The organism is Candidatus Contendobacter odensis Run_B_J11 (genome assembly GCF_000531125.1).
Taxonomy (GTDB): Bacteria; Pseudomonadota; Gammaproteobacteria; order Competibacterales; family Competibacteraceae; genus Contendibacter; species Contendibacter odensensis.
This window is the reverse complement of sequence record NZ_CBTK010000085.1, coordinates 1-22,188: the sequence shown is the minus strand read 5'-3', so window position 1 is coordinate 22,188 and position 22,188 is coordinate 1. Positions and strand designations below refer to the sequence as shown.

The following is a 22,188-nucleotide window of genomic DNA, read 5'->3' as shown; positions in this document are numbered from 1 at the left end:
AATAGGATTTTTATAGCGGCGCTTTGCGAGATATACAAAGAAGACTTCCCCGCCCTGAACAGCGGGGCTTGCCGCGCACCGAGTCATTGCGCTCCTACAGAGAATCAGCGGCATCGCGTTGCAGATACCAATCCACCGTTTTCGCAATACCGCTATTAAAGGTTTCCTGCGGCTTCCAGCCAAGTTCCCGCTCCATCTTGTCGGCGGCAATGGCATAACGCCAGTCGTGACCGGGCCGGTCGGTCACAAAAGTAATTAACCGCTGATGCGGCGCGTGTTCCGGGCGGCGCTGATCCAGCAGCGTACAAATCAACCGGGTGATATTGAGATTCGCCCATTCGTTACAACCGCCGATATTGTAGGTCTCGCCCAACTGGCCTCGACGAATTACCGCGTCAATGCCCCGGCAATGATCCGCGACATACAGCCAGTCGCGGATATTGCTGCCGTCGCCATAAACCGGAATTGGTTTTTGCAATAAGCAGGAACGAATCACCGTCGGAATAAACTTTTCGCCGTGCTGGAACGGACCGTAATTATTGGAGCAGTTGGTCGTGACCACCGGCAATCCATAAGTATGGAAATAAGCCCGCACTAAATGATCAGAACCGGCTTTGGAAGCGGAATAAGGCGAATTCGGCGCATACGGCGTGGTTTCACTGAATGGCGGATCATCGGGCTGGAGCGTGCCATAGACTTCGTCGGTATTGTGCAGCAGGCAGGGCACGTTACCGCCGAAGAATTTTTCGTTGCCCGGCACCGAAACGTCATAGACCATGGTCGTTCCCTCGATTTTCTCGATGCTTTTCACCTGAGCGACACCGATCGGCGAATCGAGCAACACCGCGAGATCGGGAGGAATGGATTCGAAGGTATCTGCCAGCCGTTGCACTTGCTTTTTGTTGATCAATGGCTTGTGGTGAACATGAATGCCCCCGTTGGACCGGCGTCCCAACAGGTTCTTCACGAATGCACTGGGAATACAGCGTGCCATGGGTGATCGCCAATGATCGTGGTCGTGATCGCAGACACTCTCGGCAGTGATTTGCAAATCGTAGAATTCCCGCTTGCGAGTGACGGTGATACCCGGAGGAACCTTGCCGGCGATCTGCTGGATAGTACGACTGCTGATCAGCGCATTCAGATCGTTGAGGCGAGCCAGCCATAACAGACTCTCGGCAAGCGTCCGGTTGACCGTCGTGTAATAGCGCCGTCCATCGCGCTTCAACGTGGCGTCTCCTTCGTAACCTTTGAAAAAAGCCACGATGAACTCTTTGGGTTGGGACCATATCCATCCAGGCAAATACTTTGTCTCCGCCGTACATCCAAACTCGGCAAACAAGGCATGAACCCAACGCGATGAATAAGTGATTTGATAGGTGGAGGATCGCCGGGCGACCGAGGCGTGAATACCGAAAACCTCGTCGGCGCAGCGCCGCAACAGCTCAAGCTGCCGGGTTTCGTTCAATCCAATGGTGAACGTGACATTCCGATGAGGGCTTTGCATTTCCGCCGGGGTGCGGGCGCTGTGTCCTTCGGCCAGGTAAAGGCCGAATACTTCCATCAGTAGCGGCGTCACGGTCAAGGTATCGTAGGGTATGTGAAGCTTGTTTTTCATCAGTTGCCATCGTTGTCGTTCGGCCTGAAGCATGGAATCTTCGAGCGTCGCGGCAGTGGCCTGATAAAGCCCGTTTTTCTTGGTCAAAAATCCCTCTGCCGTCAAGGTCTCGAACAGGCGGTATGCGGTCGTGCTATTGATATCCTGAGCCAGTGCGGTGTGCAGGCCGGAATAGGAGAATCTTCCACCGACCGCGACGGTTTGCATGATGCGCTCTCGCTTCGCCAGCGCCGCATCCAGCCCCTCATAGCAATACTCGGAGAGCTTCTGGCTCAGGTCAAAAACATGGGGCTGACGAATGGGTGCGCCTTCACCGACAAAAGTGACTAATTGGTCGCCGATTGCCAATTCACCGGATGGTTTGGCAACGATGCCCTGCTCTGTGAAAACGAAAACTGAATGGGACTCTGTGGCCCGAATTCGGCCTCCGCCGTTGTAAGTGATTTCATAGACCAGATCGACCGGATGCTTGATAAAGTTGCCGATAGGATGAAACACGACCTGGTAATCATCCGACAGGGTGAGGATATCGAGTTCGGTCAGGTTTTGCGCTTCGATATCGGCGATGGGTTGCAACGCTACTTCGCCGGTTTGCCTATCACGCACTAGGACAGGCGTGTCGCCTGTCACGCTGCTGATGTGATGAAAGCGGCAATGGCTCGCCGTCTTCCCGTCCAGCCACGCCATCCGCGCCGCTTCCAACAAGCTAAAAGTACCGACTAGATTGGTTTCCACAAACGCCGCCGGCCCGGTAATGGAACGATCCACATGGCTCTCGGCGGCGAAGTGGGCGATGGTGTCAATCTGATGCTCGCGCAACAGCCGATCCACCAGCGCCCGGTCGCAAATATCACCCTTTACAAAGAGATGCCGCGCTGGATCGGGCAGATCGCGCAAATTATCCAGCGAACCGGCGTAGGTCAGCAGATCAAGGTTAACGATGCGGATTTCGGGGTCGGTAGCCAGCAGGTGACGGATAAAATTGCAGCCAATAAAGCCGGCGCCACCGGTGACCAACACGTTATGAGGACGATGTTCCATGAACGGCTCGCTTTATTTAATGAGAATCAAGATTGAATTCAGCGATCACGGGCGTGTGATCGGAGGGGCGTTCCAAGTGGCGCGGGGCTTTATCCACTTGACAGGCGGTGCAAACCGCTACCAGCACCGGACTGGCGAGAATATGGTCAATCCGCAGGCCAAGATTGCGGCGAAATGCAGCAGCGCGGTAGTCCCACCAACTGAAACTGCCCGTTTCCTGCGGAAACAGCCGAAAGGTATCGGTTAAGCCCAGCCCCAGCAAGCGCTGGAACGCCGCCCGTTCCGCCGTGCTGCACAGCACTTGGCCGGCCCAGGCAGCGGGATCATGCACATCGCGGTCTTCCGGCGCGATATTGAAATCACCCAGCACGATCAAGCGGGGATGCTGCACCAGTTCATTGCCCAGCCAGCCGGTCAGCGCCTCCAGCCACGCCAGTTTGTAGGCGTACTTGTCGGAACCGACCGCCTGCCCGTTGGGAACGTAGAGATTGATCACCCGTATTCCGCCGATGGTCGCGCCGAGCACCCGCCGCTGTGGATCGTCTATTCCCGGCAGGTCGGTGATGATCTCGCTGGCGGGCAAGCGGCTGAGAATCGCGACGCCGTTGTAGGTTTTCTGTCCGGCAAACACCACTTGATAACCGCTGTTCGCGATGTCCAGCGTCGGGAAATCGGGATCAGTGAGCTTGGTTTCCTGTAGCGCCAGAATGTTCGGCTGCTGTTCGCGCAACCAGTCCAGTACCTGCGGCAGGCGCACCTTCAGCGAGTTGACATTCCAGGTGGAAATTTTGATGTTCATGGATGACGAACGCCCCCGCCGAATGATGATCCCAGTATAGCGCTCTTGCCGTGGGCCAGAGCCGAAGCGGTGCGATAGGGTCGAAGCAACGGTAGGAGCCTGGACCGTCCGGGCTACAATGCGGCAACTGTACTTGGAACCCGCCTGCGCCTGCCATGCCGCATCTCGAATGGACGAACAAAACCCAGGCTGTCGCCGCCGTGGCCGCCGTGGCCTATCAACCAATGGTGCTAGTGGTCTGTCATGCCAGTTTTTAGGGGGTTGAGGGTATGCTAAGCTAGCCCCGCTAGGTAAACGGGAGCGAGACGAGAAAGACCTTCTGGATACCTATTGCCAGCCCAATGACCCGCAGATCCCCTGGATTGGCATGGATGAACAACCGGTGCAACTCATCCAGGAGACCCGCTCGCTCCGGCCAACCGCCACGGGAAGATTACGAGTACGAGCGCAATGGCACCGCGAATATCTTCATGTTCACCGAACCCTTACAAGGCTGCCGCCATGGGCATGTCCGCGCGCAGCGGACGGCCGTCGACTGGGCGACCGAGATCAAGGACCTGTTAGAGGTCCAGTATCCCGAAGCCTCGCGGGTCCGGTTGGTCTGTGACAACCTCAACACCCATAAACTCGGCTCACTCTACGACGCCTTCCCCCCGGAGACCGCCCGGCGCTTGGCGCAACGTCTGGAGATTCACTACACCCCGACGCATGGGAGTTGGTTGAATATCGCCGAACTGGAACTCAGTGTCCTCACCCGGCAATGCCTGGACCGCCGTATCCCCGACTGAGACACCTTGCTCTAGGAGACCCAGGCGTGGGAAACCCGGCGTAACACCGGTCAGAAGGGCGTCGATTGGCAATTCACGACCCCCGATGCCCGCATCAAGCTCAAACGGCTTTATCCACAAATTCAAACATGACAAACCACTAGTATCGCCAGCACAAAACCCAGCCCGCCGGATTTGGGCCTGAGCAGGTGTCGGTAGGGTGATTGCTGGCGGGTGTGCTTGTCCAGGCGGAAGCGGGTGCCTTCCAGGAAGTTGAGGATCGTGGTCGGCGTGTCGTGGAAGCGTTCGCACAGGCGGCGGGTGGTTTCCCAATCCTGATCGCGGGCTTCGGGGTGTTGGGCGAGGTAGTCCGCCGAGTGGCGCTGCATGAACGGAAAATCCAGCGCCAACCACACGCCACCTAACAGTGGCACCCAGATGAGCGGTTGCTTGATAAAAAATTTCAGGAACAGGATGCGACGATTAAGGACCCGCTGCAACACCACGATGTCCACCCAGGATTGATGGTTGGAACTGACCAGATACCAATCGTCGCGCCGTAAACCTTCCAGACCCTGGATGTCCCACTCGATGCGCTGAGTCCAATCGATGATGGCGCTGTTGCCGTCGATCCAGGTTTGAGCCACCCGGATTAGCAGGCTCGAAAGACAGGCGCGCCCGCCCGAATGCGGGAGGATGAGCTTGAGCAGCAGTACGGCGTAGAAGAGCGTACACCAGAGCACGGTATTGAGGATAAACAATAAGAAAGCCAGGGCAGCGCGAACCGGCGCAGGCAGAACAGCGCGCATCAGGGCTGAACCTCTCAGGCGGCGGAGGCGCGGTTTGCCAGCCAGTCGCGGACGGCGGGGCCGGTGCCGATGGTCCAGGGCTTCAGCCGTTCGACTGGCACCCGTTTGATCGCGGCCAGTTCCTCGTTCAGCACGATCTCGCCCCGCGCCGGGACGTGAAAGGCCAGGATTAGCTGGTTCATCTCAAAGAACGGGTAGTAGCCGATGAAGTGGGCAGCGGCGGCATTCAGGCCCAGCTCTTCCTGCACTTCCCGCAAAATTGCCGCATCCGGCGTTTCCCTCTTTTCCAGAAAGCCGGTGATCAGGCCGAACATATGCTCCGGCCAGGCTCGGTTACGAGCCAGGATGACTGCACCGTCCATTTCAACGATAGCGGCGACCACCGGCACCGGGTTGTCCCAGTGAATATAGCCGCAGCCAGCGGCGTCACAGCGTGGGCGAAATTGGCCGTCTACATCGGCGGATTGCAGCGGATTGCCGCATTGGGGACAGAAGTGGGCTTTGATCATGAATAATCCCTGAATGTAGGCAGGCGCGCCTGGGTGGGTTCAAAAGATCGGCTTGTACCGAGCCACTAAAAAAATTAACCTACGGTTTCTACATGCGGCAGCTCTGTTCGGCGCTGCCGTTTTGATTCTTGGCGAACGGCTGGCAGCGGGCTTGCCGGTCATGGCAGGCCAACCTCCCCAAGCCGATGTAGCGACCACTCGGCGGATTGTCGGTAATCCGGGCTTTCTCCAACGAAGCAATCATAATGAAACCACGCCATTTTCTCAGCCTGTTCGATTTAACGCCTGCGGAATTGCACCATGTCCTGCGGCGCGCCAGTGAGTTGAAAGCCCGGTATCGACGCGGGGAGCGCTACGCACCGTTTCCTCAAAAAGTGTTGGGCATGATTTTTGAGAAAGCCTCCACCCGTACCCGGGTTTCCTTTGAGGCCGGGATGGCACAGCTCGGCGGCAGCGCTATTTTTCTGTCGCCACGCGATACCCAATTGGGCCGGGGCGAGCCGATTGAGGATACCTCACGGGTGCTGTCGAGCATGGTCGATCTGGTGATGATCCGCACCTTTGAACATGCCAAGCTGGAACGCTTCGCCGCCTGTTCCTCAGCGCCCGTTATTAATGGCTTGACCGATTACAATCATCCCTGCCAGTTGCTGGCTGATCTTCAGACTTTTATCGAACATCGCAGTGATATTCGCGGGCGGACCGTCGCCTGGATCGGCGACGGTAACAATATGTGCAATAGCTATCTCGAAGCCGCCTGTCAGTTCGATTTCCAACTACGTATTGCTGCGCCGCCCGGCTATGAACCCGATACCGGCTTGTTGAATCGAGCCGCCGGTCGGGTGAAGCTGCTGCGCGATCCGTTGGCCGCTGCCGAAAATGCCGATCTGGTCACCACCGATGTGTGGTTAAGCATGGGCCGCGAGGAGGAACAGCTCCAGCGGCAGCGCGCTTTTGTCGGCTACCAGGTCAATACCACCGTGATGGCTCAAGCCAAACCCGATGCTATTTTTCTGCATTGTCTGCCGGCCCATCGCGGCGAGGAAGTGAGCGCCGAAGTGATTGATGGGCCGCAAAGCCAGGTTTGGGATGAGGCCGAGAATCGCTTGCATGTCCAAAAAGCGTTGATGGAGTTTTTATTACCGGGCGGGAATGAAAAACCGTAGCACCAGTGACCTGCTAACAGGTTTATCTTCTTGCTGTCTGAGCATCACCTATCATGAAAGACTATGCGCTGATTCTGATCGGCACCATTCTGGTCAATAACTTCGTATTGGTGAAGTTTCTGGGCCTGTGTCCATTCATGGGGGTTTCCCGCAAACTGGAAACTGCAATGGGACTGGGATTGGCGACGACCTTCGTGTTAACTCTGTCAGCGATTTGCGCCTACCTGACCGACACCTATTTGTTAATCCCGCTGGGCCTGGACTATCTGCGCACGATTGCTTTTATTCTGGTCATCGCGGTAGTGGTGCAGTTCACTGAGATGGTGGTGCATAAAACCAGTCCATTGCTATATCAAGTGTTGGGGATTTATCTGCCGTTGATCACTACCAACTGCGCAGTGTTGGGTGTGGCGTTGCTGAATGTGCAGGAACGGCACAATTTTATTGCCTCGGCGTTGTACGGTTTCGGCGCAGCGGTCGGGTTTGCACTGGTGATGGTGTTGTTTGCGGCGATGCGTGAGCGAATCGCGGTAGCAGACGTGCCGATGCCATTTCGTGGAGCAGCCATTGCTTTGGTGACCGCCGGATTGATGTCGCTGGCGTTTATGGGGTTTTCTGGTCTGGTCAGAGGGTAACTTCATGATAGTGGCTATCTTTACGCTGAGTGCGCTGGCGGGTGCTTCGGGCTTGCTGCTGGGTTTTGCCGCAGTGCGTTTCAAGGTGGAAGGCGATCCGGTGGTTGAAAAGATCGAGGCCATGCTGCCACAGAGTCAATGTGGCCAATGCGGTTACGTCGGTTGCCGGTCCTATGCCGAGGCTATCGTTGCCGGCGAGGCTGACATTAACCAGTGTCCACCGGGGGGTAATAACGGCATTATCGCACTGGCGGAATTGCTGGGGCGCGATCCCAAGCCGCTCAACGCCGAGTACGGTGCCGAGCAACCGAAACGAGTAGCAGTCATTGATGAACAGAGTTGCATCGGTTGTACCTTGTGCATTCAAGCCTGTCCGGTGGACGCCATTCTCGGCGCTGCCAAGCACATGCACACGGTCATTGCCAGGGAATGCACCGGCTGCGAACTGTGCCTGGCGCCGTGTCCGGTGGATTGCATTCAGATGGAACCGGTCGCCGCGACTATTACCACCTGGAAATGGACTTATCCGGTCGCCGAGATCGAGGCGGCATGAGCGCGTGGTTTCCATTTCATGGCGGCGTCAAGACCGTTCGCCACAAAACGGAATCCAGCCAGCGCCCGATCCAGCCCGGCCTGCTCCCGTCGCGCTTGGTGGTGCCATTGCATCAGCATGTGGGTGCGACCGCCAAACCGATGGTTCAACCCGGCGACCGGGTGTTGAAAGGTCAGATGATCGGCCAAGCCGATGGTTATGTCAGCGCTGCGGTTCATGCGCCGACCTCCGGGAGGATTATGGCGGTGGATCAGCAGCCAGTGCCGCATCCGTCCGGCTTGCCGGACTGGTGCGTGACCCTCGAAACCGATGGCGAGGACCACTGGATCGAACGCAAGCCGCTGGATTATCGCCGCCTGCATCCCAGCGATCTGCGAAATGCAATCCGCAATGCCGGAGTGGTCGGGTTAGGTGGAGCGGTATTTCCCAGCGCGGTCAAGATGAACCTCAGCGGTCATTGTGAGCGGCTGGATCATTTAATCCTGAACGGAGCTGAGTGCGAACCGTGGATGAGCTGCGATGACCTCATCATGCGCGAGCGGGCGGCGGAAATTGTCGCCGGCATTCACATCATGGTTCATGTCCTCAATCCACATCAGGTGTTGATCGGGATTGAGGACGACAAGCCGGAAGCCATTGCGGCGATGAACGCTGCGTGTGCAGGCACCGGTTATCAGGTGTGTCCGGTGCCGACTCGTTATCCCAGTGGCGGTGCCAAACAACTCACCAAACTGCTCACCAACAAAGAAGCACCGGTAAATGGCCGCTCTACCGACATTGGAGTGCAATGCTTCAATGTGGCTACGGCTTATACCTTGCACCGGGCGGTGAATCACGGTGAACCGGTGATTTCCCGCATCGTCACGGTGACCGGCCAAGTGGCCCATCCACAAAATATAGATGCGCTGCTTGGCACTGCATTTGCCGATTTGATCGCCCAATGCGGCGGTTATAGTGATGGGGTCGAGCGCCTGATTATGGGCGGGCCAATGATGGGTTTTGCTCTGCATCGGGATGATGTACCGGTTACCAAAGCCACCAATTGCATCCTCGCCGCCAGTGCCCGTGAGCTTACTTTAGAGCAGCCGGTAATGCCGTGTATCCGCTGCGGCGATTGCGTTGATGTCTGTCCCGCTGACTTGTTGCCGCAGCAGTTGTACTGGTATGCCCGCGCTAAAGAGTTTGACAAGGCACGGGATCATCACCTGTTCAGTTGCATCGAGTGCGGTTGTTGCAGTTATGTCTGCCCCAGCCATATTCCGCTGGTGCAGTATTACCGCTATGCCAAGAATGAAATCTGGGCGCGGGAGAAGGAGAAACAGCAGGCAGAACTGGCCCGGCAACGGCATCGGGCGCGGATGGAACGGCTGGAGCGTGAGAAACAGGAACGGGAGGCGAAACTGCGGCAGAAAGCGCCACCCTCCCGCGCTGAACTTGTGGTGGTGCCGGGTACTGGGATCAGTGAGCGGAATGGATAATCACTGATGCGTTTCCGAACCGTAACCTCGCCGCATGTTCTGCTGGAAACCAGTGTCGGTTTGATCATGCGCCGGGTGTTGTACGCCATGCTGCCCGGGATTGTGGCGCTGATCTGGTTTTTCGGCTGGGGCATAGGAGTCAATCTGGTGTTGGCGACCGTGGTAGCGTTGCTGGCGGAAGCTGCGATGCTGGTAATGCGCAGTAAGCCACTGGCGTCGCACTTGGGCGATACCAGTGCAGTGGTCACGGCGTGGCTACTGGCGGTGGCATTGCCGCCGCTGGCGCCGTGGTGGCTGACCGTGATCGGCGTCTTGTCAGCTATTGTCGTCGCCAAGCATCTGTACGGCGGGCTGGGCTATAACCCGTTCAATCCGGCGATGGTCGGTTATGTAGTCTTGCTGATCTCGTTCCCGCGTGAGATGAGTACCTGGCTGATCCCGCATGGCTTGGGACAGCCGCACACGCTGACTCTGCTGGAAACACTGCAGGCAATATTCGGCACGGCGCCGATCAGCCTGGATGCATTGACCGGCGCCACTCCGCTCGACGTATTGCGTACCCAGTTGGGTTTGGGCCTGAGCGTGACCGAGATTCGCAACAGCCCGGTGTTTGGCATCGTTGCCGGCCACGGTTGGGAATGGGCGACGCTGGGCTTTCTCGCAGGTGGATTGTGGCTGGTTTATATCCGCGCTGCCGCCTGGCAAATTCCGGTCGGCATGTTAAGCGGGCTGGCGGTGATCGCGACCGGGTTTTATCTGGTCGATCCGCAGCACTATGCGCCGCCGTGGCTTCATCTGTGGAGCGGCGCGGCGGTTTATGGCGCGTTTTTCATTGCAACTGATCCGGTAACCGCCAGCGCTACCCCACGCGGTCGGCTGATTTACGGCGCGGGTATCGGTATGCTGGTCTACATCATTCGCGGTTTTGGCGGCTATCCCGATGGGGTAGCGTTTGCGGTGCTGCTGATGAATATCGCTGCACCTACTATTGACCTTTATACCCAACCCCGGGTGTTTGGAGCGCGGCAGCGATGATCAAGAACCTGGTGCGCAGCATGGGCGTCGCCGCGCTGATCCTGGTGGGCTTCACCATAGTGGGCACCGGGCTGGTGGTGGTCACCTACAGCAGCACCCAAGACCTGATCGCCGAGGCGCAACGGGCGGCGCTGGAAGCCAGCCTGAATCAGTTGTTGCCGCCGGATCGCTACGATAATCGCATCACTGAGGATCGGATCGAAGTGGTCGCACCGGAGGGGTTGGGGACCAGCCAGCCCGTCACCGTCTACCGGGCGCGCAAGAAGGGCCAGCCAGTGGCGCTGTTCGCTACGCCGGTCGCGCCGGACGGTTACAGTGGACCGATCCGTTTGTTAATAGGGGTTTATGCAGACGGCACTCTGGCGGGAGTGCGGATTCTGGAACACAAGGAAACGCCCGGTCTGGGCGATGGTATCGAACAAAAACGGTCGCGATGGATTTTGAGCTTTGCGGGCAAATCGTTGACTCATCCGCCGCCGGAGGGCTGGAAGGTCAAAAAGGATGGCGGTGTGTTCGACCAGTTTACCGGTGCGACCATTACCCCACGTGCGGTGGTCAAGGCCACCCGCAAATTTCTGGAGTATGTCCAAACCCATCGCGAACTGTTGCTCGCGCCCGCTTTGGCAGCGCCCGTCAAAGAATAATCCTACGCCCTCCGTTTCGCGCTCGATCCCCGTTCCCGCAGTTCCCCGCGTAATACCACTCGCCGCACCGCTTGTGCGGGCTGGGCGATCCGTTGCAACAACAGATCGATGGTGGCTCGCCCGAGGTCATAAGTCGGCTGGGCGATGACGGTGATGCCCGGTTCCACCAGCCGGGTCCAGGGCAGGTCGTCAAACCCGGCCAATGCAATCTGATCGGGAAACCGCAATTTCGCTGCCTGCAACGCCTCCGTCACGCCAAGCAGGATTAAGCCGTTGCTGGCCACCAGCGCGTCGGGCAATGACCGCCGGCTGATCCATTCGCCAGCAGCGTTGCGAGCGGCCTCGACGGTAGCCGGCACCGCTTTAGCCAGCGTTTCCAGTCCGTGAGTCGCCATTGCAGTTACATAGCCTTCATGCCGCTGCCGACCGGTGGCGCTGGTCGCACCGTAAATAAAGGCAATCCGCCGGTGACCCTGTTCGATCAGATGTGAAGTCAGACGGTACGCCGAATCCACATTGTCCAGTACCACCGCATCCGCAGCGGTATCACGGTCGCAGCGGTCAACCAGTACCACCGGAAACGAATAATCACTCGGACGGAAGCGGGCCAGTGTCGGTAACGTAGGCGATAGAATCACCCCGCTGACATTTTCGTCCTGCATCAGGTCGAGGTAGAGCGCCTCCTTTTCCGGGTCTTCGTCGGCGTTACAGAGAATGACCCGCATCCGGTTCTGGTAAGCCACATCCTCGACCGCACGGCTGACCTCGGTGAAGAACGGGTTGCGAATATCCGAGACGATCAGCCCAACCGTGTCGGTGCGGCGTGAGCGCAACCGCCGCGCCGCCAAATCCGGTCGGTAATCCAGTGCCTTGATGGCGTCCAACACGCGCTGACGGGTTGCCGCAGTGACCCCGGCATGGCCCGCCATAACCCGCGACACCGACGCCACCGATACCTTGGCCTGTGCCGCAACCTCTTTGATCCTTGCCAAAGGCACTGCCCTCTGGGTTCGCTATGGCACTCTTATTGGGCAGGATGACTATAGCGTGAATTGACTCTGCTCCTGCCCGTTCAAAATGAGTTCCTCAAGGTTCGACGGTGAAAGTCGTGATAGGCACCTGCGTGTTGGGCCGGATCGCGCCTTTGAACACCGACTCTTGGCCGCCTCGGATCAATCGCACTTGAAACGGGGTCTCCCCAGGATTTTGCTCGTCCTTGCGCGGGGCATAACGCACCACGATTTGGTAGTTGCCCGGAGCAGCTTTGCCCGCCGGCCAGAACACATTTTCTACCGGCCGTTGGCTCAGGCTGGTACGGGCAGCGTTGGCATCCACGTCCAGCGTACCCCCGCAGCCGGACGAATTCCGGTAATCGAGGGGCTGACCGGACGGACAGCGCACTACCAGATCAAGATCACCCGGACTGTTCCATAACAGCGTTGCGGTGATTTCGCCGGTCGCCGCGCCGGTTGCGGACATCCGGCTGGCAAATTCCCGGCGCTCCTCGGGCGTGGGATCCGCCTTGATCGGCGGCGCAGCCAGTGGTTGCCGTTGGGAGGATGCAGCGGACACGGGTTCTCCTCCCAACGCTTCTTCCAGCGTCTTGGGCTGTTCGCCAGCGACGGGTGGCCGGGACGCAAGGGCCGGGGGCGTAACGGTGACTTTGGGAGAAGAACTGTCCAGCGGCAATGCTGCGGCAGGTGGCTGTTCTGCAGCCGGTTGCGGGCCGCCCGCAGCGCGGTCATTACTGAGAATAATCTGTTGATCCTTGCGCTGATCAACAGGCGCAGATACTTTTGCGTCGCGCCCAGCACCGGTTTCGCCAGCGGGGGTATGGCTGAACTGTGGCGTCGTTTCAAGGCGCCCGCCTGCCGCCGGTGGAGTCGGTACGGGCGGAATTGCGCTCGCCCGCTCTAAGTTGGGAACGGCAGACTCGATGACCGGAGCCGATCCCGGAGCTGGCGGCGAGGGTTCGGGATGAGTGCGCTGATCTACCGCAGGAGGTAGCACTATAACGGGGGGTTGAACATCTACCGGTTTAACTGGAGTCGAAGCGCGTCCTGGATCGGTAGCCGACACCCTCCCCGGCGTTGGCAACATTATCGGCGGCGACGACCGACTTTTCGTCCACCAGTATGCCGCCAGCAGGGCCAGCAGTACGACGAGTGCGATTAGTAACCACCACCAGCGTGATCGGCCACTACCATCCGGCTGCAACGACGCAGATTCCAGCACAGGATCAACCGCGACCGTCGTTGCCACCGGTTCGGACAATGGCGGCGATTCTGCCTGGATCGGCGACATCACCGGTTTCGGCAACGGCGCGGGTAGCGGTGGCGGCAACTCTGGGGGCGGTTCGGCGGCTGGCGGAGTTGCCTCCAACACAGCGGCGTTCGCAAGTTGCGGCATAGTGGTGTCCGGCAATGCCCCATCATGCGGCGCACCGGTGGCAGATTCCGTCAGCGGCGACGCTGGACAGCGCTCTGAACCGGCCACGATGTCCCAAGGCCGATCCAGCGCGAACGCCCAACCGATGATCACCGGCCGATCGTGGACTAGAAAAATATCGGTCTCGGCGGGTGGATGCAGCGCCGCTTGCAACAGCGCGCCCAATTGGACCCGGCGCGGATCGGCGGAAGCGGTGTAGCGTTCCGCCAGTTCCCGCCCGCGTCGCAGAAAATCTTCGATCCGGTTGAGAACGGTTTGGCGCTGGTCGTCGGGCAGGGTATTCAAGCCAACCGGCGGATGATCAGGGTCGCCCTGGGTGTACCAGTCAATCCGGTTGCCGGTGCGATCCACCACCGGATCGGCCAGCATGCTCGCCGTTTCCGGCCCCAGTTCGTTGGTCAGCACGGCCCGGATTTGCGGATACAGCAGGTGCAGTGGCTGGCCAAAGCCGCCCATCTCCCGCACTCCCGCCAACGAACTATTGCCGAGAAAAACCTGTTCCATCATCACCGCCGCGCCTCTTCATCGTGGGTAGTGCCTCCCGCACCGACGGGCAAAATCGCTCGCGCCCTCAGCGGGCCGACGCATTTTCCATCACTGCCGGAATTACCTTCTCGGTTGGATCGGTCAGCGCTATGGAAAGGCCGCCACCGCCCAGCGTCAATTCAAGGCCCTGTTGGAGATTTTGCAAGTAAATCGTTACGCCTTTTTCGTTGCGCAATACCGCGTTGCCGCCACCTTGAACCAGAGTCAGCGCCCCCTCGACCGCGATATAGCGTCCGGCCAAATCGGCCACTTCACGCAGACGATAAACTTGACCCACTGCGCTGACCCGGCTAATGCCGACCGTCGCCAGCTTAATGCCCGATACCGTGAATGGATACCGCTGACCGGCAAAGTCCAGCGTCCCCTCACCCTGGCTATAGCCGAACAGCAAGCCAACCGAGAAGCTGGAAAACTGAAGGCGTGCATCCGGGCGAGCGTCCTGCGCCCACGCCCCGATCGGGTTCATTGCTCCCATCAACAGAGCCGCCATAGCGACTCGCACTATCCACGCTACCCGCATCATTGCCTCCTCCGCTCTATTCGATTCAGGACTTTCGCTAAACCGGTAAATTCGTCATACCCGCGAAAGCGGGTATCCAGGCTTTTCAGCGGCTTACTGGATTCCCGCCTACGCGGGAATGACGGAAAGCGAAAGTCCTGCGATTTTTCGCCACCCAACCGTGCTGGCCGGTCCACTGAGAGGTCACCGCACCACTCAAAACAGCTCAACATCCCCTTCTTCCATGGATTGTTGCAATACCGTCGTACTCTTTTGTGACATTGCCGAGCCACGCAACGCCTGCAAGCCATTACCGAGATGGTGCAGCGCCGTCCAGGCATCACGTCCACCCCGAGCGGTATCAACAAAAATCTGCAAGCGCCCACAGACATCACCTAATACCTGCTCTTGCTCACTCATTTCCCGCTCAGCATGGGTTAGCAACTGACCCACAATATCCTCGAACTGCAACGACTGCACCGCCATCCCGACACTACGGTCAATGCCCAGAGTCATTTCGGACACCTGGCCCAAATTTTCCGAGAGATGCAAATTCATATCAGCCAGTTTGGCGAACAGCAGATCGGCATCGTCTTTAGCATCGGACAGCGCGTTCATATCGCGCATCGCCATCTGGTTTACAACCTCCCTGGTTTCATTGACAATTTTCTTGGATATATCAACCTGAACCCGGATTTGCTCGTTCAGCTTGGCGGAACCCTGCGACAAATTGCGCATCTCCGAAGCCACCACCTGAAACCCCCGGCCTGCTTCACCGGATCGGGCTGCCTCGATAAAGGCGTTCAGTGACAATAAATTGGTTTGCTTGGTGATCATCTCGACCTTGGCCAGCAGCGAAAAGGTTTGATTCATCACCTCGGTCATCGCTTCCATCTTGGCAATAACGCCGCTGCTCTGGGTACCCACCTCGCCCAGCATATCCATGAACCGGCCCATAATGGCGGACATGCCATCAGCGATTTGCCGGACACTGGCGCGACTGGAATGTGCGCCGCCATGATCCTGCGAGACTTCATCAATTAAGGTGGCAACCACTTGCTGCTGGGTGCGAGTCTGCTTGTTCAGGCCATTAAAACTCTCGCCCAGCTTGACCACGGCATCACTGATAATGGTTTTGCCGCGCCGAATGTCCTCGTGAACCCGGTTGTCATTCAGCATCAGCACGTCCAGCAGAGCGCCCAGCACGTCGGTGGTGACTCGTAGCAATTCCTCCTCGCGCCCCTCGCGCCCACCGCCACTCATCGGGAACGTTCCTCTGCAAACCGCAGAATCTGGGCGGGGATCGCTTCCAGCGGCATGATTTTATCAACCCCGCCCAGCTTCACCGCTTGACCGGGCATCCCCCAAACCACGCTGGTCTGCTCGTCCTGGGCGATGGTGGGCGCTCCGGCGACATTCATTTCCTTCATCCCCCGCGCTCCGTCGTCACCCATCCCGGTCAGAATTACACCTACCGCATTCAGGCCAACATTCTCTGCCACCGACCGGAACAGGACATCCACACTGGGCCGGTGCCGGTTGACCGGCGGGCCATCGTTCAGGCGGCAGACATAGCGGGCGCCGTCGCGCACCACCATTAAATGCCGGTCGCCGGGCGCAATGTAAGCATGTCCGGGAATGATCTGCTGACCGTCCTGGGCCTCGCAGACCGAAATAGCAGCCACCGAATCCATCCGCCGGGCGAACGGTCCGCTGAATGCCTCCGGGATATGCTGGGTAATGACGATGCCCGGACAATCCAGCGGGATACGGATCAACACTTCCTTGATCGCTTCGGTACCGCCGGTCGATGCGCCAATCGCAATAATGCTGTCGGTAGTCTTGAACGGCCTTCGCTGACCCTCGCGCTTCAGGATCACATCGGCCGAGAATTTTTCCGCTACCGGTGCCGGTCTGATCGAGGTGGACGAGCGGTCTTGAATTCGGGCGCGAGCCGCAACCCGGACCTTCTCGCGGATTTCCAGAGCGTAATCATCCAGGGTATGCGCCAGATCTACCTTGGGTTTGGTAACGAAGTCTACCGCGCCCAACTCCAGCGCCTGCAACGTCACCGCCGCTCCCGCTTCGGTCAGTGACGACACCATCACTACCGGCATCGGATGCAGTCGCATCAGATTGCTCAGAAAGGTCAAGCCGTCCATGCGCGGCATTTCCACATCGAGGGTCAATACGTCAGGATTCAGCCGTTTGATCTTTTCCCGCGCCGCGTAAGGATCCGTCGCCGATCCCACTACTTCGATCCCTGGATCCCGGTTCAGCATCTCAGTCAGAATCTGGCGAACCAGCGCCGAGTCATCGACGATCAACACTTTAATTTTATCGTTTGCCATCGCCTTAATCCCCGAACAGTTCGATGTCGCCGCCCTTGGCTGTTTGTTGCCGGATTTCGCCGAGATAAGCGGTTTCCTGCTTGATAATGGTCTCATTGCGGATATTGCGCAGCTTCTTGACCCAGACCTTGCCGGTTGCCGGGAAATAGGCCATCCGCCGGGGAAAGTTGTCACCCACATCCTCGGCCACCACCGCCAAATTTTCGGTGTGCAAATAGGCGCGGACGAACTCAATGTTTTGTAAACCAATATCGGTCATGCCGCCCATGATCCGCCCGCCGCCAAATACCTTCACCTCCAGATTTTCGTGCCGACCGCCGTACTTGAGAATGCAGTTGATCAGCCGCTCCATGGCATAACCGCCGTAGGCAGTATCGGAACTCAGACCGCGATACCCCGGTATCCCGCCCGGACGGGTTTCAGCAGGCAGCATAAAATGATTCATCCCGCCAATACCGGCTACGGTGTCGCGAATACACGCCGACACACAGGAACCGAGTACGGTGGTGATCATTTCGTCACAGTGGGTGGCGTAATACTCGCCGGCCAGGATCCGCACCACTTCAATATTCTGGATGGGATCCCAATAGCTGCCCATCTGGCTGAATTCCGCGATCCGCAGATGTTTCAACCGATGGGAAGGGCGCAGGACTGCGGCCATGTGGATTCGCCTAAATACAACGTCGGTAGATGGTTTTGCCCAAGGGCGCAAAGCGTTCAGTCACCTTGAACAGCGATTCGGAATGACCCACGAACAGATGCCCCTGTTCGATCAGCCGATCAGCGAAGCGATCAAACAAGACTTGCTGGGTCGGTTTATCGAAATAAATCACGACATTGCGACAGAATACGATGTCGAAAGCGCCGCGCATCGGCCATTCTTCCATCAGATTCAGCCGCCGGAAGGTGATCAAGTCGCACAACGCTGGCGCGACCCGAACCTGACCCTCCTGGGCGCCGCAGCCTTTGAGAAACCAGCGTCGCCGCCGTGCTTCGGACAAATCCTTAACCCGATCCCAGTCATAAATACCCCGTTGCGCGGTAGCCAGCACATTGGAATCCAGATCGGTGGCCAGAATTTTTATATCCCAACCCACCGCCGGCAGGGTTTCCCGCAGCACCATCGCAATGGTGTAGGGTTCCTCGCCGGTGGAGCAACCCGCCGACCAGATCCGCAGCCGCCGATTGGCAAAGCCGCGCTCCCGGGTCAAGGTTGGCAACAGTTCGCCGGCCAGAAAATCGAAATGGTGCGGTTCCCGGAAAAACGAGGTCAGGTTGGTGGTCAGCGCATTGACGAATTCGCTCAACTCGGCAGTATCGTTGCCACTCTCCAGCAGGGTGCAGTACTCCTCGAATCGCCGCAGCCCCAGTTGGCGCAAGCGGCGGGACAACCGGCTGTACACCAGTTCACGCTTGCCATCGGCCAGCGAAATCCCCGCTACTTCGTTGATGATCCGACGGATGTGCTGAAAATCCTGGTCGGAAAACTCGAACTCGCCACTCGCCACGGCGGTTACGCCGCCAGCATGGCAACGCCACGCGATTCGGTGGTCCGTACTGCTTCCAGCGCGAACATTTCATCAATACTCAGTAACCGATCCACGTCCAGCAACATGACCATTCCGGCTTCAATCGTCACCAAGCCGCTGATGAACTCGGTATGCACCGCTGTACCGAAATCAGGCGAGGGCTTAATGTCGGTAGCATTGACATTTAACACATCCGATACGCCGTCCACCACCATCCCGATGATCCGGCTACCGCTGTCCGACTGTACCGTGACCACAATGACTACGGTGATCTTGGTGTACTCGACCGCCTCCAGTCCGAATCGCAACCGCAGATCGATCACCGGCACAATGGCTCCGCGCAGATTCATCACACCACGCACGAACACCGGCGCATTCGGCACCTTGGTGACCGGCATCCAGCCGCGAATCTCCTGAACCTTGAGAATATCGATCCCGTACTCTTCGCCGGCGAGGTTAAAGGTCAGGTATTGCAGTCCTTCCGCCAGAATGTCGCGTTTGAGGCTGCGCGTACCCAAGGTGGTGGCTAATTCAGTATTTTTTGTCTCCATCATCACACCCTCACGTCACTGCGTTGTTGACCCGGATCAGTCCGGAGATATCGAGAATGAGTCCCACCCGTCCGTCCCCCAGAATGGTCGCGCCGGACACGCCGGGCACCCGCCGGAAGTTTTTTTCCATGGATTTGATCGACACTTGCTGCTGGCCCTGCAAATCGTCCACGAACAGTCCAACCTGGCGGCCATCGGCCTCTACCACCACCAGCAGCCCTTTTTCCAAATCAGTGACTGCGCCTTCCGCGCCGAACATCTGATACAAGCGCAGGATCGGCAGATGCTGGCCACGGAACCGCAACACCTCACCCCGACCGGCTACCCGATTGACCGATCCAGCGCGAAGCTGTACCGACTCGACGATGGATAGCAACGGAATAATGTAGCAATCCTGGCCGATGCTCACCAATTGGCCGTCCAGGATCGCCAGCGTCAATGGCAGGCAGATGGTGATTTGGGTGCCTTGCCCGCGCTGGCTGCCGATCTGGATGCTGCCGCCCAGATCCTGGATATTGCGACGCACCACGTCCATACCGACGCCGCGCCCGGATACATCGCTGATCTGCGCGGCGGTAGACAGTCCCGGATGGAAAATCAGATCGTGAATCTGTTCGTCGCTGTAGTCCTCGCCGGGCTTGAGCAAGCCCGCATCCAACCCTTTGCGCAACAAGGCGTCCCGATTCAGTCCCCGGCCATCATCACCAACCTCGATGAAAATGCTGCCGCTTTTGTGGTAGGCGTTGAGCATGATCGCCCCGGTTTCCGGCTTGCCCTGCTCGAGGCGTTCCGCAGGTGGCTCCAAGCCATGATCCAGACTATTGCGCACCAGATGCACCAGCGGATCGCCAATTTTTTCGATGACGGTCTTGTCCAGTTCGGTCTGCTCGCCGTTGATCCGCAGCTCCACCTGCTTGCCGAGTTTGCCGCTGATGTCGTGAACCATGCGCGGAAAGCGGCTGAATACGGAACTGACCGGCATCATCCGAATCCGCATCACGTGTTCCTGGAGATCGCGGGTGTTGCGATCCAGTTGATCCAGCGCCTCGTGCAGCTTGTCCAGCCGGCTCATGTCGAAATCAACCCCCAGCACGCTGAGCATGGATTGGGTGGTTACCAGCTCGCCCACCAGGTTGATCACGGCGTCCACTTTGTCGATACCGACCCGGATCGATGCCGTGTCGGCAGGCGCTGGTCCTCGTCGATCACTCTGACGCCGATCCTCACTCTTACGGCGTTCGAGTAACAACTCGCCCTGTTGTCCTTCTTCACCGGGTGTCCGAGCGACTACGGGATTGGAGGCGGTCGGTTCCTTTGCCAGCGCTTCGATGCGCAGATCGCAATCGTCCTCGACCCAGGCAAAGACCTCCACCAACTCTTCATGCGAGACGGTGCCTTGCAGTTCCAGTTCCCACGACAGGTAGCAGTCTTCCGGCTTCAACTTTGCCAGGTGCGGCAACTGGCGGGGATCACATCGAACCGTCAGTTCGCCCAAGGTGGACAACTCGCGGAACAGTCGCACCGGATCATTACCGTTGTGCATCAAGTCGGAATGAGGCTGGAAGTTGATCCGCCAGCCGGTCGGCGGGGTGGTGGTTGGGGAAACAGGGGAGGGCGATGCCGTATGTTCACTCACTGCGACATTAACCTGATTCAACAACAGGTGCAGCCGCTCGCGCAAGTGTTCAACCCGGTCATTGTCTACCGCTGCACCGGCCCGCGCCGCGACCAGCATTTCCCGGAGACAGTCTACCGATTCCAGCAGCGTATTCACGGCTTCGCTGGTCACGTCCATCTGGCCTTGCCGCATTCGATCCAGCAGGGTTTCCATGACGTGCGCGAACGCGGTCAAGTCCTGAAAGCCGAAGGTGCCGCTGCCGCCCTTGATAGAGTGAACGGCCCGGAAAATGGTGTTGATCTGCTCCATATCCACCGCACCGGGCGGCAAAGCCAGCAGACCCGCTTCCATAATGTCCAGTCCTTCGAGACTTTCCTCGAAGAAGGTCTGGACAAACTGCCCGATGTCAATGGCCATGGCGCGTTATCCCAACACCTTGTTGACCGTCATCAAGAGTTTTTCGGGATTGAAGGGTTTGACGATCCAGCCGGTAGCGCCAGCATCCTTGCCTTCCATTTTTTTCTCGGTGGTGGATTCGGTCGTCAGGGTAAGAATAGGAGTGAACTTGAAGGCCGGCAGCGCCCGCAGTTCCCGAATCAGGGTGATGCCATCCATATTGGGCATGTTGACATCAGTAATGACCAGATCCGCTGTCATCCCTCTGGCAAGATTCAGCGCTGCCTGCCCATCTTCCGCCACCACCACCTGATGACCGGCTTCCTTGAGGGTAAATTCCACCATCTGCCGCATGGAGGCGGAATCATCCGCCACGAGTATCTTCGCCATACTGAAAATCTCCATTGCCTTAAATGCTATTGCCCCTTCTCCAGCGGGGAGAGGGGGCGTTTTCGTAAACAGTGTTCAGAGCCGGCATAAAAACCATGATCTCAGGGCTTTCGCCGGGATGATGATTAGCGACTCCCGGCATCCGGTTCAAGCCCCAACGGCTCAGCCAATCCGAGCAACCGTGCGCCTTCCAGCAGCGCGGGCGAGGGATTACGCCAGTGTACCGGCACCGCTCGCGCTTTGGCCTCGTTCATCAGGCTCAAGAACAACTGTAGTACCGCCGTATGAATCTTGCGCACCGCTCGACCGTCAATTTCCAATGGCTGTTGCGTTTGCAGCGCGTCCAGCAGTTGTCGGTGCAGGGTTGCGGCGGCGGCAATATCCAGATCAGGTTGGCATTCAATGATCGCCATCAGGGTCTCCTAGAACTCTTCCCATTCCTCGGAACTGGAAGCGGTAGTGGTCGGTTTTCTTTCGACCGGCGTGCGCCGGGCGGCGGGTTGTGATGGGGCCGGCGCGGGACGGGTGCCGGAGTGCAGCTTGGCCACTGAACGTGGCTTGGATAACGCGGGCTTGGCTGAGGCGCCGGAGTGTGTTCCTGGACCCGCCGCCGAACGCGATGCAGTCGCTATCCTGCTCGTGGTGCCCCCGTGTTCATCCAGCGTGAAAAAGCCCATCAGGTTTTGCAGTTCCTGGGCTTGATCGCCCATGGCGTGACTGGCGGCAGCGGTTTGTTCCACCAGTGCAGCGTTTTGCTGGGTGACTTGATCCATTTGCAAAATGGCCTTGTTGACCTGTTCGATTCC

General features: G+C 58.4%; 23 protein-coding genes and 2 pseudogenes. 7 read left to right on the top strand and 18 right to left on the bottom strand.

All coding sequences use genetic code 11. The features are described 5' to 3' along the window. Positions 1-94: 94 nt before the first annotated feature. The 3 genes and pseudogenes from BN874_RS25465 to xth form a co-directional block, all read right to left on the bottom strand. Positions 95-2,116 (bottom strand): GDP-mannose 4,6-dehydratase, encoded by a 2,022-nt coding sequence (locus BN874_RS25465; RefSeq protein WP_420886113.1) that lies wholly within the window; start codon positions 2,114-2,116, stop codon positions 95-97. A 132-nt stretch (positions 2,117-2,248) separates the two neighbouring features. Next, positions 2,249-2,659: pseudogene (locus tag BN874_RS25460) on the bottom strand (GDP-mannose 4,6-dehydratase); the annotation flags it as partial. Between the two features lie 16 nt (positions 2,660-2,675). Then, entirely contained in the window at positions 2,676-3,452 is a 777-nt protein-coding gene (xth, locus tag BN874_RS07175) for an exodeoxyribonuclease III (protein ID WP_034431783.1), read from the bottom strand. 377 nt (positions 3,453-3,829) lie between these two features. Here xth and BN874_RS07170 point away from each other — a divergent pair, with 377 nt between their 5' ends. Next, a complete protein-coding gene (locus BN874_RS07170) occupies positions 3,830-4,246 on the top strand; it encodes a transposase (RefSeq protein ID WP_195912124.1) in 417 nt (138 codons plus the stop codon). A gap of 122 nt (positions 4,247-4,368) precedes the next feature. On the opposite strand, the gene yihG is transcribed toward BN874_RS07170, so the two are convergent. The 3 genes from yihG to BN874_RS24335 form a co-directional block, all read right to left on the bottom strand. Next, on the bottom strand, positions 4,369-5,034 hold the full coding sequence (yihG, locus tag BN874_RS07165; RefSeq protein WP_051497539.1) for a 1-acylglycerol-3-phosphate O-acyltransferase, YihG family: 666 nt from the start codon (positions 5,032-5,034) through the stop codon (positions 4,369-4,371). A gap of 14 nt (positions 5,035-5,048) precedes the next feature. Beyond that, positions 5,049-5,543, bottom strand: a complete 495-nt coding sequence (locus tag BN874_RS07160; RefSeq protein WP_034431773.1) for an NUDIX domain-containing protein — start codon at positions 5,541-5,543, stop codon at positions 5,049-5,051. A gap of 88 nt (positions 5,544-5,631) precedes the next feature. Then, positions 5,632-5,787, bottom strand: a complete 156-nt coding sequence (locus tag BN874_RS24335; RefSeq protein ID WP_154724791.1) for a hypothetical protein — start codon at positions 5,785-5,787, stop codon at positions 5,632-5,634. A 1-nt stretch (position 5,788) separates the two neighbouring features. Between BN874_RS24335 and argF the strand changes: the two genes are divergently transcribed. The 6 genes from argF to rsxG are packed head-to-tail and all read left to right on the top strand — an operon-like array spanning position 5,789 to position 11,054. Further along, positions 5,789-6,709: an ornithine carbamoyltransferase gene (argF, locus tag BN874_RS07155; RefSeq protein WP_034431772.1), complete on the top strand. Its 921-nt coding sequence runs from the start codon at positions 5,789-5,791 to the stop codon at positions 6,707-6,709. A gap of 53 nt (positions 6,710-6,762) precedes the next feature. Continuing rightward, positions 6,763-7,344 carry an electron transport complex subunit RsxA gene (rsxA, locus tag BN874_RS07150; RefSeq protein ID WP_034431771.1) on the top strand — a complete coding sequence of 194 codons (582 nt, stop codon included), beginning with the start codon at positions 6,763-6,765 and terminating at the stop codon, positions 7,342-7,344. 4 nt (positions 7,345-7,348) lie between these two features. After that, entirely contained in the window at positions 7,349-7,897 is a 549-nt protein-coding gene (gene rsxB, locus BN874_RS07145; protein WP_034431770.1) for an electron transport complex subunit RsxB, read from the top strand. Then, positions 7,894-9,375: an electron transport complex subunit RsxC gene (gene rsxC, locus BN874_RS07140; RefSeq protein WP_051497538.1), complete on the top strand. Its 1,482-nt coding sequence runs from the start codon at positions 7,894-7,896 to the stop codon at positions 9,373-9,375. The genes rsxB and rsxC overlap by 4 nt, the downstream gene beginning before the upstream one ends. A gap of 6 nt (positions 9,376-9,381) precedes the next feature. Further along, positions 9,382-10,410, top strand: a complete 1,029-nt coding sequence (gene rsxD, locus BN874_RS07135) for an electron transport complex subunit RsxD (RefSeq protein ID WP_034431769.1) — start codon at positions 9,382-9,384, stop codon at positions 10,408-10,410. Further along, positions 10,407-11,054: an electron transport complex subunit RsxG gene (gene rsxG / locus BN874_RS07130; protein WP_081756216.1), complete on the top strand. Its 648-nt coding sequence runs from the start codon at positions 10,407-10,409 to the stop codon at positions 11,052-11,054. Before rsxD ends, rsxG begins: the two co-directional genes overlap by 4 nt. Positions 11,055-11,056: 2 nt before the next feature. Here the strand turns inward: rsxG and BN874_RS07125 are convergent, their stop codons facing one another. The 12 genes and pseudogenes from BN874_RS07125 to BN874_RS25005 all read right to left on the bottom strand — a co-directional run. Continuing rightward, complete coding sequence (locus tag BN874_RS07125) at positions 11,057-12,052, bottom strand: LacI family DNA-binding transcriptional regulator (RefSeq protein ID WP_436967366.1); 996 nt, start codon at positions 12,050-12,052, stop codon at positions 11,057-11,059. An 88-nt stretch (positions 12,053-12,140) separates the two neighbouring features. Next, the gene (locus tag BN874_RS07120) at positions 12,141-14,009 is read right to left on the bottom strand and encodes a hypothetical protein (RefSeq protein ID WP_034431766.1); all 1,869 of its coding nucleotides are present in this window, start codon (positions 14,007-14,009) and stop codon (positions 12,141-12,143) included. Positions 14,010-14,073: 64 nt separating this feature from the next. Further along, entirely contained in the window at positions 14,074-14,571 is a 498-nt protein-coding gene (locus tag BN874_RS07115) for a hypothetical protein (RefSeq protein ID WP_051497537.1), read from the bottom strand. Positions 14,572-14,763: 192 nt separating this feature from the next. Continuing rightward, on the bottom strand, positions 14,764-15,810 hold the full coding sequence (locus BN874_RS07110; protein ID WP_051497536.1) for a methyl-accepting chemotaxis protein: 1,047 nt from the start codon (positions 15,808-15,810) through the stop codon (positions 14,764-14,766). Next, positions 15,807-16,898 carry a protein-glutamate methylesterase/protein-glutamine glutaminase gene (locus BN874_RS07105; protein WP_034431765.1) on the bottom strand — a complete coding sequence of 364 codons (1,092 nt, stop codon included), beginning with the start codon at positions 16,896-16,898 and terminating at the stop codon, positions 15,807-15,809. The genes BN874_RS07110 and BN874_RS07105 overlap by 4 nt, the downstream gene beginning before the upstream one ends. A 4-nt stretch (positions 16,899-16,902) precedes the next feature. After that, complete coding sequence (gene cheD / locus BN874_RS07100; RefSeq protein WP_051497535.1) at positions 16,903-17,559, bottom strand: chemoreceptor glutamine deamidase CheD; 657 nt, start codon at positions 17,557-17,559, stop codon at positions 16,903-16,905. Between the two features lie 10 nt (positions 17,560-17,569). Continuing rightward, positions 17,570-18,406: a CheR family methyltransferase gene (locus BN874_RS07095; RefSeq protein ID WP_034431764.1), complete on the bottom strand. Its 837-nt coding sequence runs from the start codon at positions 18,404-18,406 to the stop codon at positions 17,570-17,572. Between the two features lie 5 nt (positions 18,407-18,411). Beyond that, positions 18,412-18,981 (bottom strand): chemotaxis protein CheW, encoded by a 570-nt coding sequence (locus tag BN874_RS07090; protein ID WP_081756215.1) that lies wholly within the window; start codon positions 18,979-18,981, stop codon positions 18,412-18,414. 7 nt (positions 18,982-18,988) lie between these two features. Further along, on the bottom strand, positions 18,989-21,013 hold the full coding sequence (locus tag BN874_RS07085) for a chemotaxis protein CheA (RefSeq protein ID WP_034431763.1): 2,025 nt from the start codon (positions 21,011-21,013) through the stop codon (positions 18,989-18,991). A 6-nt stretch (positions 21,014-21,019) separates the two neighbouring features. Further along, entirely contained in the window at positions 21,020-21,382 is a 363-nt protein-coding gene (locus BN874_RS07080; RefSeq protein ID WP_034431774.1) for a response regulator, read from the bottom strand. A 125-nt stretch (positions 21,383-21,507) separates the two neighbouring features. After that, positions 21,508-21,795, bottom strand: coding sequence for an STAS domain-containing protein (locus BN874_RS07075; protein ID WP_034431762.1), 288 nt, complete (start codon positions 21,793-21,795; stop codon positions 21,508-21,510). Positions 21,796-21,804: 9 nt separating this feature from the next. Further along, positions 21,805-22,188 (bottom strand): annotated as a pseudogene (locus BN874_RS25005) (methyl-accepting chemotaxis protein); the annotation flags it as partial.